At 74.0% G+C, this 18,038-nt stretch carries 14 protein-coding genes; 10 read left to right on the top strand and 4 right to left on the bottom strand.

All coding sequences use genetic code 11. The features are described 5' to 3' along the window. Positions 1 to 61: 61 nt before the first annotated feature. Positions 62 to 1,102: a phosphatase domain-containing protein gene (locus WMF22_RS27575; RefSeq protein ID WP_437292979.1), complete on the bottom strand. Its 1,041-nt coding sequence runs from the start codon at positions 1,100 to 1,102 to the stop codon at positions 62 to 64. Between the two features lie 535 nt (positions 1,103 to 1,637). Here WMF22_RS27575 and WMF22_RS27570 point away from each other — a divergent pair. Both WMF22_RS27570 and thpR read left to right on the top strand, forming a co-directional pair. Then, positions 1,638 to 3,572 carry a M2 family metallopeptidase gene (locus WMF22_RS27570; RefSeq protein WP_438037289.1) on the top strand — a complete coding sequence of 645 codons (1,935 nt, stop codon included), beginning with the start codon at positions 1,638 to 1,640 and terminating at the stop codon, positions 3,570 to 3,572. Between the two features lie 27 nt (positions 3,573 to 3,599). Continuing rightward, a complete protein-coding gene (gene thpR / locus WMF22_RS27565; RefSeq protein WP_437292978.1) occupies positions 3,600 to 4,187 on the top strand; it encodes an RNA 2',3'-cyclic phosphodiesterase in 588 nt (195 codons plus the stop codon). A gap of 64 nt (positions 4,188 to 4,251) precedes the next feature. Here the strand turns inward: thpR and norR are convergent, their stop codons facing one another. Beyond that, positions 4,252 to 5,829: a nitric oxide reductase transcriptional regulator NorR gene (gene norR, locus WMF22_RS27560; RefSeq protein ID WP_438031701.1), complete on the bottom strand. Its 1,578-nt coding sequence runs from the start codon at positions 5,827 to 5,829 to the stop codon at positions 4,252 to 4,254. 340 nt (positions 5,830 to 6,169) lie between these two features. Here norR and WMF22_RS27555 point away from each other — a divergent pair, with 340 nt between their 5' ends. After that, positions 6,170 to 6,628, top strand: coding sequence for a globin domain-containing protein (locus WMF22_RS27555; protein WP_437292976.1), 459 nt, complete (start codon positions 6,170 to 6,172; stop codon positions 6,626 to 6,628). Positions 6,629 to 6,684: 56 nt separating this feature from the next. Here the strand turns inward: WMF22_RS27555 and WMF22_RS27550 are convergent, their stop codons facing one another. Next, complete coding sequence (locus WMF22_RS27550; protein WP_437292975.1) at positions 6,685 to 7,098, bottom strand: secondary thiamine-phosphate synthase enzyme YjbQ; 414 nt, start codon at positions 7,096 to 7,098, stop codon at positions 6,685 to 6,687. A gap of 64 nt (positions 7,099 to 7,162) precedes the next feature. Then, entirely contained in the window at positions 7,163 to 7,783 is a 621-nt protein-coding gene (gene pdxH, locus WMF22_RS27545; RefSeq protein WP_437292974.1) for a pyridoxamine 5'-phosphate oxidase, read from the bottom strand. A gap of 214 nt (positions 7,784 to 7,997) precedes the next feature. Here pdxH and WMF22_RS27540 point away from each other — a divergent pair, with 214 nt between their 5' ends. From WMF22_RS27540 to ruvC, 7 genes are all read left to right on the top strand, one after another. Then, positions 7,998 to 9,548 (top strand): protein kinase domain-containing protein, encoded by a 1,551-nt coding sequence (locus WMF22_RS27540; RefSeq protein WP_437292973.1) that lies wholly within the window; start codon positions 7,998 to 8,000, stop codon positions 9,546 to 9,548. Positions 9,549 to 9,577: 29 nt separating this feature from the next. Next, positions 9,578 to 10,735 carry a hypothetical protein gene (locus WMF22_RS27535; protein WP_438031700.1) on the top strand — a complete coding sequence of 386 codons (1,158 nt, stop codon included), beginning with the start codon at positions 9,578 to 9,580 and terminating at the stop codon, positions 10,733 to 10,735. A 911-nt stretch (positions 10,736 to 11,646) separates the two neighbouring features. Next, positions 11,647 to 13,152: a PQQ-dependent sugar dehydrogenase gene (locus WMF22_RS27530; protein WP_438031699.1), complete on the top strand. Its 1,506-nt coding sequence runs from the start codon at positions 11,647 to 11,649 to the stop codon at positions 13,150 to 13,152. 233 nt (positions 13,153 to 13,385) lie between these two features. Continuing rightward, positions 13,386 to 13,577 (top strand): hypothetical protein, encoded by a 192-nt coding sequence (locus tag WMF22_RS27525; RefSeq protein WP_438031698.1) that lies wholly within the window; start codon positions 13,386 to 13,388, stop codon positions 13,575 to 13,577. Positions 13,578 to 13,618: 41 nt separating this feature from the next. Continuing rightward, positions 13,619 to 15,787: a hypothetical protein gene (locus WMF22_RS27520; protein ID WP_438031697.1), complete on the top strand. Its 2,169-nt coding sequence runs from the start codon at positions 13,619 to 13,621 to the stop codon at positions 15,785 to 15,787. A gap of 179 nt (positions 15,788 to 15,966) precedes the next feature. Continuing rightward, the gene (locus WMF22_RS27515) at positions 15,967 to 17,475 is read left to right on the top strand and encodes an FAD-binding oxidoreductase (RefSeq protein ID WP_438031696.1); all 1,509 of its coding nucleotides are present in this window, start codon (positions 15,967 to 15,969) and stop codon (positions 17,473 to 17,475) included. 4 nt (positions 17,476 to 17,479) lie between these two features. Continuing rightward, positions 17,480 to 18,019 (top strand): crossover junction endodeoxyribonuclease RuvC, encoded by a 540-nt coding sequence (ruvC, locus tag WMF22_RS27510; RefSeq protein ID WP_437292967.1) that lies wholly within the window; start codon positions 17,480 to 17,482, stop codon positions 18,017 to 18,019. Positions 18,020 to 18,038: the final 19 nt, after the last annotated feature.

The following is an 18,038-nucleotide window of genomic DNA, read 5'->3' as shown; positions in this document are numbered from 1 at the left end:
CGTGCCGGCGCTCACGCGAGCGGCGCGCTCACGCGAGCGCGCGCTCACGCGAGCGGCGCGCTCACGCGAGCGCCGGCACGCCCGCGAGGAGATCCCGCGCCCCGGGCCCTGCCTTCAGCGGGTCGCGGTGCGCGCCGAAGTGCCGCGCGTGATCCCGGACCGCGCCGATCGCCGCCTCGGGGGAGAGGCCGTGCCGGGCGCGCAGCCACGCTGCCAGCACGACGCCCGCGCGGCCCGCGCCGGACGCGCAGTGCACGACGGCGGGCGCGCCGCTGGACTCGGCGCGCCTGAGCGCGTCGAGCGCGCGCTCCAGCGCGTCGGGCGAGGGGAGCGCGCCCCCGTCGAGCGGCACGTGCGTCACCCGGAGGAACTCGCGCTGGTAGCGGCCGAGGAGCGGGATCCGGTGGAGCGCCAGCTCTCCCTCGTCGAGCAGGCAGAGCACCTCGCGCATCCCGTGCCGCGCCATGAAGGCGAGCCACGCCTCGACGGGCGCGTCGCTCGGATCCGCGTGCGCCGCCGGGCTCGGCGGCGCGACGACGGACGAGCGGATCCCGGAAGCCGACCAGCTCGCCATCCCGAAGCCGGGCCGCTCCGCGCCGTGGACGATCCGGTCGAGCGGCGACGCGGGCGCGAAGTTGAAGGGCGCCGGCGTCGCCTGCTCGTGCGCGCTGCGGTAGAACAGCTCGAACTCCGCGACCGACACCTCGAGCTCGGGGTCGTCGATGGAGCCTGGCCGCACGCGCCGCACCTCGGCGATGGCCTCGGACGCCGATCTGCCCAGCGACACGAGGCGGCACGCCAGGACGACCCCGGTGCGCCCGACGCCGCCCTCCCCGTGAACGGCGATCGGCCGCGGCGCCCGGCCGAGGAACGCCACGGCGCGGAGGAGGTCCACGCCCGGGATGCGCGTGAAGTCGGCGAGCGGGCAATGCAGGTGGATGAGCGGGCCCACCGCCGCGGGCGGCGGCGCCCGACGCGAGAGCGACACCAGGCTGCGGAAGCCGAGCTCCGCGAGCTCCTCGACCGCCTGGGGCGCGTGGGGATAGGCCATGCCGGCGAGCTCGCCGGGGATCACGAACGAGAAATTTTCGAGCTCACTCATGGCCGTCGCTCGGTGCACAGGAGGTCGTGGCGCGCGCCTCGGGGTGGGGCATCCGTCTGCACCTCACCTCGAGATCGCAGCTCGTCGCAGCGCTTCGCCGCCTCGCGCTGCGAGGCGACCGGGAGCGGCTGCTCCGGGCCGTCGGGCGGCGGCCGCTCGTCCGTCCTGCGGGCGAGCGGGGCGCCGGGCGGGCGGCGGCGGCGAGGCCGAGGACCGCCGGGAGCGTGGGCCTGGGCGCAAGGGCATTCCTCATGGTGGGGGAGCATTGTAACGGCAGTTCACCGCCGCATGGCAGCCGTCACCGCGGGGTGGTTCGTCCAGGTCACGCCGACCCGTGCGAATCGCGGACGGTACGGGTGAATCGCGGACGGTGCGGGTGACTCGCGGAGGGTGCGGGTGAATCCGGAGGGGCGGCGCGGCGGGGTCGCGCCCCGACGATCACACGTCGCTCCTGGTTCCCTCGGCACGGTCCGGCGTGTATGAAGGGCCCGTGGTCCGCTTTGCCCACGCCCGGACGGCCATCGCGCGTCCGCTGATGCTCGTCGCGCTCGGGCTGGGCGCGGCGTGCAGCGGCGCCGCTCCGCCGGCGGCGGCGACAGCGCCGCCGCGCCAGGGGGAGGAGGCGCCCGCGACCCCGGCGCCCGCGGAGGCCGCCCCCCCGCAGGCGGCGCCGCCCGGCCCGGCCGAGGCGGAGGCCTTCGTGGCCGCCGTCGACCGGGAGCTGCGCCGGCTGCGGATCCAGTCCGCGCGCGCGTCCTGGGTCAACCAGACCTACCTCACGGACGACACCGACGCGCTCGCCGCCTCCGCCGAGGAGGCGAGCATGGAGTACCTGAGCCGCACGATGAAGGCGGCGGCGCGCTTCGACGGGCTCGCGTTGCCCGCGGACGTCGCCCGCCAGCTTTCGCTCCTCAAGATCTCGACCTCCCTCCCGGCGCCGAGCGACCCGGCGGAGCGCGCCGAGCTCGCCGCGCTCTCGGTCGAGATGACGAGCCTGTACGGCAAGGGCAAGCACTGCCCGAAGGCCAGGCCAGGGCGGGCGGCGACCGCGGGCTTGGGCGCGGCGCGCGCCGCGCGCGCGGGCGCCGGGGCCGAGCCGAAGTGCCTCGCGCTCGACGAGCTCTCCAGCCTCCTGAAGACCAGCCGCGACTGGGACGAGCTGCTCGATGCATGGGCGGGCTGGCACGCGATCGCCCCGCCGCTCCGGCCGAAGTTCGAGCGTTACGTCGCCCTCGGCAACAAGGGGGCGGCGGAGCTCGGCCTCCCGGACGTCGGCGCGCTCTGGCGAGCCGGATACGACATGTCCCCCGACGCGTTCGAGGCCGAGACCGAGCGGCTCTGGGGCAAAGTGAAGCCGCTCTACGACGAGCTGCACTGCTATGTGCGCGCGAGGCTGCGCGCGATCCATGGCAAGGACAGGATCGGCGAGAAGGCCCCGATCCCGGCGCACCTCCTCGGCAACATGTGGGCGCAGGAGTGGTCGAACGTCTACGGGCTCATGGAGCCGTACAAGGGCCAGCCCTCGCTCGACGTGACGCGGAAGATCAAGGCGAAGAAGCTCGACGAGAAGCAGATGGTCTCGCTCGGCGAGCGGTTCTTCACCTCGCTCGGGTTCGACCCGCTGCCTGCGACCTTCTGGGAGCGATCGCTGCTCAAGAAGCCGGCCGACCGCGAGGTCGTCTGCCACGCGAACGCCTGGGACGTGGGCGACCGGGGCGATCTCCGCCTCAAGATGTGCGTCGAGCCGAGCGAGGAGGATCTCATCACGATCCACCACGAGCTCGGGCACGTCTACTACTTCCACCAGTACTACAAGCTCCCGATCCTGTTCCAGTCGGGCGCCAACGAGGGCTTCCACGAGGGGATCGGGGACACGCTGGCCCTCTCCGTGACGCCGCGCTACCTGAGGTCGCTGGGGCTGCTCGACAGGGTGTCCGAGGACGAGAAGGGGGTCATCAACTTCCTCTTCAAGAAGGCGCTCGACAAGATCGCGTTCCTCCCGTTCGGCAAGCTCATCGACCAGTGGCGGTGGGATGTCTTCTCGGGCAGGACGAAGCCGGCCGACTACAACGCGGCGTGGTGGGCGCTGCGGCTGAAGTACCAGGGCGTCGCGCCGCCGGTGCAGCGCAGCGAGGCCGATTTCGACCCGGGGGCGAAGTACCACGTTGCGGCGGGCGTCCCGTACATGCGCTACTTCCTCGCGCACATCTACCAGTTCCAGTTCCACCGCGCGCTGTGCAAGACGGCCGGGCACACGGGGCCGCTCCACGCGTGCTCGATCCACGGCAGCGCGGCCGCGGGCGAGAAGCTGCGCGCCATGCTCTCGCTCGGCGCGAGCCGCCCGTGGCAGGAGGCGATGCGGGCGGTGACGGGGGAGACCGCGGCCGATCCGGGCGCCATGCTGGAGTACTTCGAGCCGCTCCGGAGGTGGCTCAAGGAGCAGAACAAGGGTGAAGTCTGTGGGTGGTAATTGAGCGTGGGTGAGCGTAGGTGAGCTGTGCGCGTCTTCGTCGCCGTTGATCCGGGAGCCGAGCTCCTCGCCAAGGTCGGAGATCTCCTGCGGGAGATCTCGCCGCGGGCTCCGTCCGCCAAGTGGGTGGAGCCTGCTGGGCTGCATATCACGCTCGCCTTCATGGGCGAGATCGGAGAGGAGCGCCTGCCGCTCGTCATCGCTGCTGCCGGGAGCGTCGCCGCGTTCCACAGGCCGCTCACGTTGCGCATCGAGAAGGGCGGCGCGTTCGGAACGCGGCGTCGCCCGCGCGTGCTCTGGCTCGGCGTGGGCGGCGCTGTCGGCGCCCTCACCGCGATCCACCGCGACCTGGAGCAGACGCTCTCGATGTCGACGGGCTACGTCCCCGAGGACCGGCCGTTCGAGCCGCACCTCACCCTCGCCCGCTCGCGCGATCCGCGCGGCGATCCGGCGCTCGACGCGTGCGCGCAGGCGGTCGGCAACGTCGACTTCGGCGAGACGCGGGTCCAGGAGATCATCGTCTACCAGAGCGAGCTGACCCCGAAGGGGGCGCGCTACACGGCGCTCGCGCGCGTGCCGCTCGAGGGGATCGGCGCCCCCGAGCCGGCGCGCTGAGCGTCGTCCTCCGTGGAGGCGCTGCGCTCCGTCCTTCGAGAGGACGGCGTCTCGCTCGGGCTCCTCAGCGCTTGCGCGGCCCGGCCGGGGGGATGAGCCCGAGGCGCACCGCCTCCTTGTAGGCGAACGATCGGCTCAGCCCGAGCAGCCGTCCGGCCGTCGCCGCGTTGCCGCCCGCTGCCCGGAACGCTCGGGCGAACGCCTCGCGGCGGGCCCTCTCGAGCGCCTCTGCCAGGAGCTCCACGGGCTGCTCCAGCGGCGCGTCCGCGAGCCGCAGCCGCTCGCCGGGGAGCTCGATCCGCGGGGCGAGCGAGCGCTCCTGCGCGCCGCCGTCGATCGCGTCGAGATCCTCGCGCCGCACGACGAGCGCCCTGCCGGCCGCGCTCTTGCCGTCCGCGATCGTCCGGCGAAGCACGGCGCGCTCCACGGCGTTCTTCAGCTCGCGGACGTTGCCCGGCCACGCCCCCTGGGCGAGCGCGCCCAGCGCCGGCTCGGTGAAGCCGACCCGCGCCGCGCCGAGCTCGGCCGCGAGCTCGGCGGCGAAGCGCTCGCAGAGGGCGGGGATGTCCTCGCGCCGCTCGCGCAGGGGCGGCACGCAGATCGGGTAGACCCAGAGCCGGTGGAACAGATCGGCGCGAAAGCGCCCCTCGGCGACCTCCCGCCGGAGATCGCGGTTCGTGGCCGCGACGACCCGCGCGTCGACGCGGCGCGCCCGGTCCTCGCCCACGGGCTGGATCTCCCCCTCCTGCAGCGCGCGCAGGAGCTGCGCCTGCGCCGAGAGCGGGAGCTCGCCGATCTCGTCGAGGAAGATCGTCCCGCCGTGCGCCGCCTCGAACCTTCCGGCGCGCGCGGCCGTGGCGCCGGTGAACGCGCCTCTCCTGTGGCCGAAGAGCTCCGACTCGACCAGCTGCGCGGGGATCGCCGCGCAGTTGACGATCACGAGCGCCCGGCTCGCCCGGGGCGATCGCTCGTGCAGCGCGCGGGCGACGAGCTCTTTCCCCACGCCCGTCTCGCCCGTGACGAGCACCGGCACCGACAGCGGGGCGAGCACCGCGATCTCGCGCTCGATCCGCAGCATCCCGGCCGAGCGGCTCGCAGGCGCCGGGCCGATCGACGCCGGGCCGATCGCGCGGCGCGCCTCCGGGCCGGCGTCGAGCAGCACGGCGCCGGCGTCGAGCCGCAGCGCGCCGGCGCAGAGCCCCGCGAACACGCGCGCGTCCTCGTCGCGCAGGCCGCGGAGGCCGTGGGGATCGCAGGCGTCGAGCGTGAGCAGCCCGGCGAGGCGGCCCTGCACGTGCAGCGGCACGGCCATGCAGGCGTGGATCGGGTGGATCTCTCCCGGGCTGCCGAGCAGCCAGCCGCTGTAGGGGTCGGGCTCGCTCGGGTCGAGGAAGCGGATCGGGCCGGCCGCCTGCGTCGCCCTGCGGAGCCGCGGGTGCTCCGCGGGCCGGAAGCTCATCCCCAGGGCGGCCGGCGACAGCCCGATCTGCGCGGCGACGCCGACCGAGCCGTCCTCCGCCGCCGTGAGCACCGAGAGCGCGTCCGCCGCCGACACCCGCGCGAGCGCGCGCAGGATCCGCTGCAGCGCCTCGTCGCGGGCGGGCGCTTCGGACAGGCTGAGCACGGCGTCGAGCAGGGTCACGCGGGTTCCTCGAGGAGACGGAGGCGGCGGAGGTTTCCTGTCGGAGACTCCGGCAGGAAACACCGTGGGGTGCAGCGGAGCAAGGCGCGCGGCGGGGCGGCGCGCGGGTGGGCGCGCGGGTGGGCGCCGCCGGCGCGGCCGCGCTCGGCAGCCGGCCAGGTTTCCCGTGGGAAACCGCCGCAGGTCGCCGGGCGCGCCGACCCGGCGAGGATCGAGGCGATCCACGGAGAAACGCCCCTGGCACAGCCCGTGCGAACGCGTTCGGCCAGCGCGTGCCGTCGGGCGAATCGATCGCCGACGACGGCTAGCACGGGCACCTCGCCCGGCCTGGAGGTTTGTCATGGGATTGAATGTTGGCTTGCTGCGGGAGAGCTTCGAGCTCGTGATCGAGAGGGCGCCCAACCTCACGCACCGTTTCTACGGGATCCTGTTCTCTCGGTATCCGCAGGTGAAGCCGCTCTTCGGGCGCAATAGCCAGGAGCAGCAGGAGAAGATGCTCACGGAGGCGCTCGCCGCGGTCATCGACCGGCTGGAGGACGCGTCGTGGCTCGAGGAGAAGCTCATGGCGATGGGGGCGAAGCACGTCGACTACGGCGTCACGGACGCGATGTACCCCTGGGTCGCCGACGCGTTGATCTCCGCGATGGCCGAGGTCGCGGCCGCGGACTGGTCCCCGGCGCACAAGGAGGCCTGGACCGACGCGCTCGGCGCGATCGCCTCGCTCATGCAGCGCGGGGCGAGGGAGTACGGCGCCGCGAGGCCCCACGCGCCGCAACCCGCGGCGCCCGCGGGCGGCTAGGGAGACGAGCGCCCTCGACCCTGTCGCCCGCGGAGCCCGCGCGCCGGCCGGCGGTGTCACTCCCCCATCGCCTTCACGACGACGCGCTTGCGCCGGCCGCCATCGAACTCCGCGTAGAAGATCTGCTGCCACGGCCCGAGATCGAGCTTCCCCGCGGTGATGGGCACGATCACCTGGTGGTGCACGAGGATCGATTTGAGGTGGGCGTCGCCGTTGTCCTCGCCGGTCCTGTGGTGCTTGTAGTCGGGCCCCTCGGGGGCGAGCTGCTGGAGCCACGCCCAGATGTCCTCCCAGAGGCCCGGCTCGTGGTCGTTCACGAACACGCCGGCGGTGATGTGCATGGCGCTCACGAGGACCATGCCCTCCCGGATGCCGCTGGCGGTGACGACGGCCGCGACGCGCTCGGTGACGTTGATGAGCTCGCGCCTGGCCTTCGTCTCGAAGTAGAAATAGTCGGTCTTCGATTTCATGGCTTCTCCCCGGCGCGGGTCACGGGGCGTGACGGAGCGCGCCTGATCGACGATCGCGCCGCGCTCAGGGGTAGAGCCGCTCGACGCGCCAGCCGTCGCCGTGGCGGACGTACACGACGCGGTCGTGCAGGCGGTTCTCCTGGCCGTACCAGAACTCGACGCGCTCCGGCACCACCCGGTAGCCGCCCCAGAACTCCGGCCGAGGCACCGGCCGGCCCTCGAAGCGGCGCTCGATCTCGCGCACCCGATCGAGGAGCGCCTCGCGCGAGGGCAGCGGCGCGCTCTGCCGGGACGCCCACGCGCCGATCTGGCTGCCCCGCCCGCGGGTCTCGAAGTAGGCGTCCGACTCCGCGTCGCTGACCCGCTCGATCCGCCCCTCGACGCGGATCTGCTCCGCGGCCTTCGCCCAGTGGATGCACAGCGCGGCGAACGGGTTCGCCGCGAGATCCATCGACTTGCGGCTCTCGTAGTTGGTGAAGAACACGAACCCGCGATCGTCGATGCCCTTCAGCAGCACCATCCGCGCCGAGGGGCGCCCGGACGCGTCCGCCGTGGCCAGCGTCATGGCGGTCGCGTCGGTCGGTTCGGTGGTTTGCCGCTGCTCGAGGAGCTCGCGCGCGAGGACGAACGGTTCGGTCGGCTCGGTGATCATGGTGAAGCGGTGCTCATGGTGAAATTGCGTCATGCATATACAAGCAGAGCGCGCCGCTGGCGAACCCGCGATGCGAGCAATGCGCGCAATCTCGGGTGGCAGCGTGGCAGCGTGGCTGCGTGGCTGCGTGGCCGGGTGGCTATGGCGGCGCGGCGGTTTCCCTCGCCCCTCGCTGATTTCCGGGAAAGCTCGCGTTGTCGCGCCCGCGCCGTTTTGATACTAGCGGAGGGGCGGAGCGAGGGCGTGCATGGTCGTACCGGTGAGCGTGGGGGACGTCCTCGCGGAGAAATACGAGGTCGAGCGCGTCCTCGGTGAAGGCGGGATGGGCGTGGTCGTCGCCGCCCGCCATCTCCTGCTCGGCGAGCGGGTCGCCATCAAGTTCCTGCGGCCCCAGGCCCGCGAGCGCGCGGACCTCGTCGCCCGCTTCCTGCGCGAGGGGCAGGTCGCGGCGCGCATCCGGAGCGAGCACGTGACGCGCGTGTACGACGTCGGCACGCTCGCGCGCGGCGAGCCTTACCTCGTCATGGAGTACCTCGAGGGGACCGACCTGAAGGCCGTCCTGCGCGATCGCGGGCCGCTCCCGAGCGCGCTCGCCTGCGACTACCTGCTCCAGGCGTGCGACGCGCTCGCGGAGGCGCACGCGCTCGGCATCATCCATCGGGACCTGAAGCCGGGCAACCTGTTCCTGACCCAGCGGGCCGACGGCAGCCCGCTCATCAAGGTCATCGACTTCGGCATCTCCAAGATGGCCCTCGCGGCGGAGGCGACCGGGCCCAAGGCGCACGACATGACCGAGAGCTCGACGATGCTGGGCTCGCCGTTCTACATGGCGCCCGAGCAGATGGTCTCCTCGAAGAGCGTCGACGCGCGGGCCGACGTCTGGTCGATGGGCGCCATGCTCTATCAGCTGCTCACGGGCGCCGTCCCCTTCCGGGGCGACTCCGCGATGGCCATCTACGACCGCATCCTGGAGGGGCCGCCGCGGATCGACGCGCAGCGGCCCGACGTGCCCGAGCGCCTCGGCTGGGTGGTCCAGCGCTGCCTCCAGAAGAGCCCTGCCGATCGCTTCGGCAACATCGCCGAGCTCGCCGCCGAGCTCGCTCGGTTCGCGCCGCCGCACGCGCAGCACCTGGCCGATCGCGCCGCGCGGGTGCTGCAGATCCGCCTCGACGCGGGCGCCGAGGCGGGCCGCGCGCCCGGGCCGCCCCGGCGCTCGAGCTCCACGTCGCCTGGGCCCGCCGGCGGGACGCCGTCGTCCAGCGACCCGGATGGAAAGGGCGTGGCGGCCGGCTCCGCGTGGTCTGGCGCGCCCACGGCGCTCCTCTCGGACGGCGCGGCGACGGATCGCTCCTGGGGCGGCACGCGCGCCTCGTCGGGCCAGGGCGGCGGGGCGCGCACCCTGGGGATCGCGGCGGCCCTCACGGCCGCGCTCGTGGGCGCCGCGGGGCTCGCGTGGCTCGTGTGGTTCGCGCTCCGCGTCCCCGCGTCGGGTGGGGCGCCGCTCGCCGCGTCGGCGCCCTCGGAGGCGCCGCTGGCGCCGGAGGCACCCTCGCGCGACGCGGCGGTGCCCGCGGCCGATCTGGCTGCGGGCAAGGCGGCCGAGCTCCTCGACGGCGGCCCTGCGCCGCCGCCTGAAGCGCCCGTGTCCGAGGTCGCGACCGCGCGCCCGGCCGCGAGCGGGCCTGCGGCGCCGCGGCCGCCGGCGTCGTCGAAGGGCGCGCGGCCGTCGGGGCGGACCCCGCCGCCGACCCGCCCCACATCGACCGCGCCGCAAGACCTCTTTTCCGATCCGCGATGACATCCCGTGAGCCCAGGAGAGCTGCCGTCTTGCTTTGCCATCGTCGTCTCTCGAGCCCCTGTCCGGAGTCCGGCTGCCCTGCTGCGGTCTCCCGCGCCCCGCTTTCCGGGGCCGGCCGCCGTCGAGCGGTAGCGCTCCTGTCGGCGCTCGCTGCGCTCGCCTCGCTCGCGCCGGCCGCGCGCGCCGCCGAGCCGACCCGGGAGGAGCGCGCCGCCGCTGTCGCGCTGTTCGACGAGGGCCGCGCGCTGATGGCCGCGGGGAAGCACGCCGAGGCCTGTCCGAAGCTCGCCGAGAGCCATGCGATCGACCCCGGCGTCGGCACCCTCTTCAACCTCTCCGACTGCTACGAGCGCACCGGCAAGATCGCGACGGCGTGGATCGGCTTTCGCGACGTCGCGGCCGCCTCGCTCTCTGCCGGGCAGACGGAGCGCGAGCGGGTGGCGCGCGCCCGGGCCGCCGCGCTCGAGCCGCGGCTCTCCCGCCTCCAGATCGTGGTCCCGCCCGCGGCGTCGATCGCGGGGCTGGGCCTCACGCGGGACGGCGTCGCCGTGGGCAGGGCGCTCTGGGGGACGGCGGTGCCGCTCGACCCGGGTGAGCATCGGATCGCCGCCTCCGCGCCCGGGTACGAGCCCTGGGAGGTGAAGGTCGCGATCGACAAGCCGGGCGTGGTGACCGTCACGGTGCCGGCGCTCGAGCGCGCCACGGAGCCGGCCTCCGCCCCGGGATCGAGCGGCGCGTCGACGCCGGCGGTCGCGCCGCCGCCTCCTGTCCGTCCGCCGGCGAGCGACCCGCCCTCGGCGCAGGGCGGGAGCATCCGCAAGCCGCTCGGCATCGTCGGGGTCGGGCTCGGCGTGGTCGGGCTCGGCGTCGGCACGGCGCTCGGCTTCATGGCGAAATCGACGTTCGACAAGGCCACCGAGGGCGGCCATTGCGACGAGGCGGGCCGCTGCGTCGATCAGACGGGCCTCGATCTGCGCGACGACGCGGTGGCGAAGGGCAACATCGGGACGGCGGTGTTCATCGCGGGCGCGGCCTTCGCCGTGGGCGGGGCGATCCTCTGGATCACCGCGCCGTCTGCGCCTGACGCCGCGGCGTCAGCGCGCGGCCGCGGGCCGACGGCCGACGCCCCCTGGAGCGCGCGCGTCGGCCTGGGCCCCGGGAGCGTGTGGATCGCGGGCACTCTCTGAGCAGAGCGCCACAGGAGCAGGAGGGGGCGTCGTCGCTGCGGGGGAGCTCGCGGGACGCCGTACGACGTGCGGCGTCGAGCCGGGTGAGCCGATTGGCACCGACGGCAGAGGAGAGCCGGAGTGAGCGAGGGCGTCCGGAGATTCCGGCGTTCAGCGCGGCGCTCCGATTGACACGGATCTCCTCTCCGACATGGCGCCGTGCGGCGAGCTGACCGATGATGCCGAGTCGGCCGGCATCGATTGCGGTGCACGGGTGAAACACAGCACGTCTCTCCGCCGGGCTCGTCCGGCGCGGTGAGCCAGGCGCCGTCGCGCCATGGCGCGGCGCGGCTGGCCTGCTGGTGACGCCGCGCGCCGCCGGCGAGCGTCGGCGGCGCGGGCGTGGTGAGCGATGATCCGTCGCAGGCGATGATCAGAAGGGGCCTGGACGGGAATATAGCCCCGGCCCCGAGCGGACCTCGGGGACTCGCACGTACCGCTCTGTTTCAAATATCCATCTCGACGAGTGAGCAGCGCATCGATGGCCCACGTCCGCGTGCGCCAGGCGCATTTCATCTGAACGGCTGATCAAATCGTGGGCAATGCTGCTCGACGCCGGTCGAGGGGCGCTGTTCTCCCATGGCTCGATTGCGGTGGCGACCAGGCGAGCGAGCCTGTCGAATGCCCTTGAGCCCACACGCCCTGGGGAGACGCGCGCCGCCGGCGTCTCCGAGCTCGCATCGAGCAAACGTGCGCCGTCGGCCGGCCAGGCGAGCGCGTGTTGACGTCCTGCAGGCATGATCCGTCACCTGCTCACCCCGGGCTCCGATGTCCTGTTCTTTCGCCCGGCGATAGTTCATGAGTGCGCCACGGCGCCTGTCATGTATAGAATGCGCCTCATGACGAAACAGCGTTCAACCTTGGCTTTGTGGATGACCTTCGCGCTGGGTGGCGGCGCGTGTCTCGCGCTGGGCGCCGGTGCGTGCAGCGACGACGGGGCGACCAGCTCTGGCGACGCCGTGACGAGCGGGGGGAACCAGGGCTCCTCCGGTGCGCAGACGGGGACGGGGGCCGGCGCTGGCTCCGCCTCCAGCTCCGGCGCGGGCGCTGGCTCCGGCTCTGGTTCCGGCGCAGGCGCTGGTTCCGGCGCAGGCTCCGGCACCGGCGGCGGCAGCAGCACCACGTCGTCGTCCGGGACCACCACGGGAGAGGGCGGCTCCGGCGCCGGCGGCGGCGACCCGGTGGAGTGCAATGCCAGCGCGGCGCCCGACGTCGGGAAGCTGGCGCTCGCTCCCGTCGTCACCGGCGTGGACAAGCTGGTTTACGCCGCTCAGCCGAAGGGGTCGAGCGACTGGTATCTCGTGCTGCAGACCGGGCAGATCCGCGTGTTCTCCGGCGGCCAGCTCCGCAGCGGGGCCTTCCTCGACGTGAGCAATCAGATCACGCTCGGCTCCGGGCCCTTCGACGACGAGCGCGGGCTCATCAGCATGGCGTTCCCGCCCGACTACGCGACGAGCGGCAAGTTCTACATCATGATGACGGCGACCACGGGCACGAACATGAACCGTGACATGGTGGTCGAGTACAAGCGGTCCAGCGATCCTTACGTGGCGGATGCAAATTCGGCGAAGACGATCGTGCGCCTCGACGCGTCCGCGGTGAATCACAACGGCGGCCATATCGCGTTCGGGCCCGACGGCATGCTCTACGTCGGCACGGGCGACGGGGGCGGGTCCTGCAACAGCGACAAGCCTGGCGGTTCGCAGGACCCGGCCTCGCTGTTCGGCAAGATCCTGCGCCTCGATCCGAATGCTGCCGAGCCGTACGCCGCGGCCGGCAATCCCTTGGACGGCGCGGCCTCGCGGACCTGGCACTATGGTCTGCGCAACCCGTATACCTTCACCTTCGATCGGGGGACGGGCGATCTCTTCATCGGCGATGTCGGCCAGGATGGCTACGAGGAGGTCGACTACGTTCCTGCCGGCACCTCGGGGCTGAACTTCGGCTGGCCGAAGTGGGAAGGCACCCACGCGGATACCTGCCAGGGGCGCACCATGCGCGCGGGCGATACGCACACCCCGCCCATCGCCGACATGGATCGGCGGCAGAGCGCGACAGGGCCGTACCGCGACTACAAGTCCGTCGTCAGCGGGTTCGTGTACCGGGGCAGCCAGGTGCCGCAGCTCCGGGGCGTCTACCTGTTCGGCGACTACACCGGCGGGAAAATGGGCGCGCTCATGCAGTGCGGGGCGCAGACGTCGCCCATCACGATCATCAACAAGAACCCCGATCCGAACGCGCCGAACGCTCCGGCGTTCGCGCGTCAGGGCAGCCTGCCGACCTTCAACGCGCTCACCGCGATCGTCGAGGACAACGACGGCGAGCAATACTTCGTCGCGAACCGCAACAGCCTGGTGAAGATCGTTCCCGGGACCTGACCAGGGCGCGGGCGCCGGAATCTCGCGCCCGGCCCTGGATCCGGCGCGCGAGCTCCCGCACGGCTCCTGCACGTTCTTGCACGCGGGCGGCCACGCGCGTCCGCTGCCTCCTCCGCGCAGCCAACCCCGCGCAGCCGCCGTCGCGCCGCCTCCGATGGCGGCGGACGGCGCGCCCCCCTTCCGAGCGCCCAGCGGATGTGCTTCGCTTGCCCCGCTCGTTCAGGAGGAGTCCCATGAAGAATGTCTTGACAGTGCTTGTTGCGCTCGGCGCGATGTGTCTCTTCGGCTGCGAGGGCAAGCCCCAGGCGACGCCCGAGGCGAAGCCCGCGGCCACGACCGAGGCGGCGAAGCCCGCGCCCAAGGCCGAGCCGGCGAAGGCGGCGCCGGCCGAGACCGCGAAGCCGGCGAGCACCGGCGGCTGGTGATCGGCGCGGCGGCTCGGCCCGCTGCACCGCGGCGCAGGCGCATGGCCGCGGTCCGCCTTGCGCTCTCGCTCGGCCTGGCCGCCGTGGCGTGCGACGGCCGCCCTGCGCCCCCGGTCCACGGCGGGGCGCCCGATCCGGACCCGCTCGAGCCGCTGCGGCGCTTCGAGGCGGCGCGCCGCGCGGAGGCCGATTTCTCCCGCGCACCCGGCTCCGACCGGCTGTTCGGGCCCGACCCGATCGCGCTCCGCCCCGTGGATCCGCTGGGCCGCCCCGCCGCGCCGGGCGCGCCCGCGCTGCTCTCTCCGCTCCGCGGCCGCGACGCGCTCGTCCTGCTCGACCCGTCGCTTCGCGAGCTCTCCCGCGCCCCCGCGCCGGCCTCGCCGACAGGGGTCGCGGTCACGCCCACCGGCGAGGTCTTCGCGAGCGGCGAGGCGTCGCCCTCGCTCTTCCGCTACGCCGTCCGCGGCGCCTCGCTCGAGCCCGCGGGGCGCATCGAGCTCGCGGGCCTCCACGGCGTCCGCGACGTCGCGGCCGGCCCCGAGGGCCTTCTTTACGCGCTCGACGAGCGCGCCGGCACGCTCGTCACGCTGCGCCCTGGTCGCACCGGCGCGGACGGGCGCATCGAGGTCGAGCGCTGGGACGAGCCGATCGGCGCTGGCCCGTTCCGCGTCGTGCGCCTCCCGCATCACCTGATCGTCGATTGCCTCCTCGACCAGACGCTCGTCGTGCTCCCGGTCGGCGCCGACGGCCGCCCGCTCGCGGGCGGCGCGGCGCGCGTCCGCCACGACGGCCCGATCTGGAGCTTCGACGCGCTCGAGACGGGCGGCGCCGGGGGCGGGCTCCTTCTCGCGGCCGGCGGGGTCGAGGATCACCCGCTCGACCGGACCGGCGGCTCGTTCGGGTACATCGACTCGTTCGTCTTCCTCTACCGCGTCGCCGCCGGCGCCCGGCCCGAGGTGACACGGCTCTCGGCCGTCAACGTCTCGGAGCTCGGCGTGCTTACCCCGAAGGCCGTCGCGCTCTCGGCGATCCCCGGATCCAGCGGCGTTCGGGTGATCGCGACCGGCTATGGCGGCGATCGCCGGGCCGAGCTCCTCTTCCGCGCCACGGACGCCGGCCTCGCGAGCGCGCCGGAGGTCTCCACCCGCCCGCTTTCCCCCGGCGTGGCCGCCGTGGCCGCGCTCGGCGGCGGCGCCTTCGCCTATGCGAACCCGTTGCTCGACGCGTGGCTGCTCGACGCGGGCGACGGCGCGGTCGTGAAGCAGCCGGTCCTGGACGGCGGCGAGGACGCCCGCTCCGACGAGATCCGCCTCGGCGAGGCGCTCTTCTTCACCTCGCTGATGGCCCCGTGGAACAAGGCCGACGGCCCGCTCAGCCGGTTCACGTGCGAGACGTGCCACTTCGAGGGCTACGTCGACGGCCGCACGCACCACACGGGTCGAGGCGACGTGCGCGCCACGACCAAGCCGCTGCTCGGCCTGTTCAACAACCGCCCCCACTTCTCCCGCGCCCTCGATCCGGATCTCACCGCGGTGGCGGACAACGAGTTCCGCGTCGCCGGCGCGCTGAGCGGCCACGACCCATGGTTCTCGATCTCGAGCGAGGCCGCGCCGTGGCTCGCCGATCTCGGGCTCGCCGACGCCGGGCGCGCCGCGCGGCCGCCCGAGGCGCTCCGCCGCGCGCTCATGGGCTTCCTCATGGCGTTCTCGCACCGCGCGAACCCCGCCGTCCTCGGCCGGACGAGCTTCACCCCGCTCGAGCGCGGCGGCGCCCGGGGGTTCCGGGACCGCTGCGCCCGCTGCCATGCGCCGGTGCTCCGCAGCGACGACCCCGGCTCCGCGGCCCCGTTCGAGCGCTGGGAGGCGCTCGTGCTCGCGCCCGAGGGCCCGATCGTGTGGGGGAGGGCCGGCTACGAGAAGACCGGCGTCGTGCCGTACGTGCACGAGGACGGCGCGCGGGTGCCATCGCTCCGGCGGCTCTACAAGAAGCGGCCCTACTTCACGAACGGCTCCGCGAAGACGCTGCGCGATGTGCTCGAGCGGGCGCGCTTCGAGGACACGGGCGGCCGCGCCGCCGGCGATCACCGCAGCACGGCCGCTGCCGCTGCGCCGGGCGCCTTCTTCCACGACGGCGCGCCCGCGGGCGAGGGCCTCGTCGCGCTGGACGCCGGCGCGATCGAGGCGCTCCTCGCCTTCCTCGATCTGCTCTGATCGCGCGGCGCGCCCGCTCGCCCGCGGGCAGGCAGACCGCGGGCACGCCGCGCGGAGCGCGCGTGTCCGCGTGCGCCCCGCGTGCACCCCGCGTGCACCCGATTCCGGCTGCGGCCAGCCCTGAGCCCGCCCGCGCGGATCCCCCAGCATCGCCGCGCGATCCGCGGTAAATGGGGGAGATGCGACAGCACCCCACGTTCCCCCGCCCGTCGGCGTCGGCCATCGACAAGGCGCGCCGGCTCCTCGAGCGCGCGCTCGGCCCGTCGAAGGTCATCACGTCGGCCGACGGGTGCGCGGCCTACGCGGGCGACGAGTCCGATCAGCCGCCGGTGAGCCCGGATGCGGTCGTGCTCGCGTCCTCGGCCGCCGACATCGAGAAGGCGGTGCGGGCGGCGAGCGAGGCGGAGGTGCCGGTCGTGCCGCGCGCCGCTGGCAGCGGCAAGTCGGGCGGCGCGGTGCCGGTCGGGGGCGGGATCGTCATCGCCACGATCGGCATGAGCTCCATCAAGGAGATCAGCCGCGAGGAGCAGATCGCGGTCGTCGAGCCGGGCGTCATCCTCGCCGACCTGCACGCGGCGGTCGAGGCCGAGGGGCTCTTCTACCCGCCCGATCCGAACTCGCTCAAGATGTGCGCGCTCGGCGGCAACATCGCCGAGAACGCCGCCGGCCCGCGCGCCTTCAAGTACGGCGTCACGCGCGAGTACGTGCTCGGGCTCGACGCGATCCTCATCGATGGCACGCGCCTCCGCACCGGCCGGCGCACCGTGAAGGGCGTGACGGGGTACGACGTCACCGCGCTGCTCGTCGGCAGCGAGGGCACGCTGGCGATCACGACGGAGGCGACGCTCCGGCTCATCGCGAAGCCCCCGTCGGTCATGACGCTGCTCTGCCTGTTCCCGGACGTGCGCGCCAGCGGGCGCGCGGTGAGCGCCCTGGTCGCCGCCGGCGTCGTCCCGCGCTGCCTCGAGCTGCTCGATCGCCCCACGCTCGACGCGGTGCGCGCGCGCGGCGTCGGGGTCGACGAGCGCGCGGGCGCGATGCTGATCATCGAGGTCGACGGCGAGCCCGCGGACTGCGAGATCCAGGCCGAGCGGGTGGGGGAGGTCTGCATGGATGCCGGGGCGCTCGACGTGCTCGTCGCGCAGGACGAGGCGCAGCGCGAGCGGCTCTGGGAGGCGCGCCGCCAGCTCTCGCCCACGACGCGCGCCATGGCGCGCTACAAGATCTCGGAGGACGTCGTGGTCCCGCGCGACAAGATCCCGGCGCTGCTCGACGAGGTCGCGGAGATCTCGGCGGCGACGGGCGTCCGCATGCTGACGTACGGCCACGCCGGGGACGGCAACCTCCACGTCAACCTGCTCTGGAACGACCCGGACCTCGTCCCCCAGGTGGAGACGGCGCTGTCGCGCCTGTTCCGCGCCGTGATCGGCATGCGCGGCACGCTGAGCGGCGAGCACGGCATCGGGACGTCGAAGGCGGACTTCCTCGCGCTCGAGCAGTCGCCGGAGCTCATCGCGATCGAGCGCAAGATCAAGGCGCTGTTCGACCCGAAGGGCCTGCTCAACCCGCACAAGATCTTCCCGCGGCGGACGCTCGAGGCGGCCGAGCGGGGCGATCGCGACGGGGGGGCCGAGCGCGCGCCGGGCTTCCCGGCCCACGTCGTGGCGCCCTCGCACGGGGCCTGCTGAGCCGATGCGGGTCCTCGGCATCGACCCCGGCTCGCGCCACCTCGGGTGGGGCCTGCTCGTGCGGCAGGGCACGCGCATCGAGCACGTCGCGCACGGCGTCATCGACATCGACACGAGCGGGACGTTCGCCGCCCGGCTCGTGGAGATCGACGACGAGCTCGGCAAGGTGATCGCGTCGCTCGCGCCCGACGCGGCCGCGGTGGAGAGCCTGTTCTTCGCCAAGGACGCGCAGAGCGCGGCGAAGCTCGGCCACGCGCGCGGGGTCGTGCTGCTGCGGCTGGCGCGCGCGGGCGTGCCGATCTCGGAGTATCCGCCGGCGCTGGTGAAGCGGACCATCGTCGGCCGGGGCGCGGCCGAGAAGGCGCAGGTCGCGCAGGTGATGACCGCGGTCCTGCGCCTCGCCGCGCCTCCGCGGCCGGACGCCGCCGACGCGCTGGCCATCGCGATGACCCACCTCAGCGCCGCTGGCTTCGCGGCCGCGCTGGCGGCGTCGGGCGCGCCCGTCCCGCGCCGCGCCCGGCCGCGACGGGCGCGCCTCGGGTGAGCGTGGGCCGACGCGGCTC

Origin of the sequence: Sorangium sp. So ce204 (assembly GCF_051526795.1) — a bacterium.
Lineage (GTDB): Bacteria > Myxococcota_A > Polyangia > Polyangiales > Polyangiaceae > Sorangium > Sorangium cellulosum_B.
Note: the sequence above shows the minus strand (reverse complement) of the source record. Positions and strands in the feature narration are given on the sequence as shown.

Excerpts from the sequence above, each read along its gene's own strand:
- WMF22_RS27515 (WP_438031696.1), top strand. The coding sequence starts at position 15,967 with ATGCGACAGCACCCCACGTTCCCCCGCCCGTCGGCGTCGGCCATCGAC.
- WMF22_RS27525 (WP_438031698.1), top strand. The coding sequence starts at position 13,386 with ATGAAGAATGTCTTGACAGTGCTTGTTGCGCTCGGCGCGATGTGTCTC.
- ruvC (WP_437292967.1), top strand. The coding sequence starts at position 17,480 with ATGCGGGTCCTCGGCATCGACCCCGGCTCGCGCCACCTCGGGTGGGGC.
- WMF22_RS27530 (WP_438031699.1), top strand. The coding sequence starts at position 11,647 with ATGACCTTCGCGCTGGGTGGCGGCGCGTGTCTCGCGCTGGGCGCCGGT.
- WMF22_RS27540 (WP_437292973.1), top strand. The coding sequence starts at position 7,998 with ATGGTCGTACCGGTGAGCGTGGGGGACGTCCTCGCGGAGAAATACGAG.
- pdxH (WP_437292974.1), bottom strand. The coding sequence starts at position 7,783 with ATGACGCAATTTCACCATGAGCACCGCTTCACCATGATCACCGAGCCG.
- WMF22_RS27570 (WP_438037289.1), top strand. The coding sequence starts at position 1,638 with ATGCTCGTCGCGCTCGGGCTGGGCGCGGCGTGCAGCGGCGCCGCTCCG.
- WMF22_RS27550 (WP_437292975.1), bottom strand. The coding sequence starts at position 7,098 with ATGAAATCGAAGACCGACTATTTCTACTTCGAGACGAAGGCCAGGCGC.
- WMF22_RS27555 (WP_437292976.1), top strand. The coding sequence starts at position 6,170 with ATGGGATTGAATGTTGGCTTGCTGCGGGAGAGCTTCGAGCTCGTGATC.
- WMF22_RS27575 (WP_437292979.1), bottom strand. The coding sequence starts at position 1,102 with ATGAGTGAGCTCGAAAATTTCTCGTTCGTGATCCCCGGCGAGCTCGCC.
- WMF22_RS27520 (WP_438031697.1), top strand. The coding sequence starts at position 13,619 with ATGGCCGCGGTCCGCCTTGCGCTCTCGCTCGGCCTGGCCGCCGTGGCG.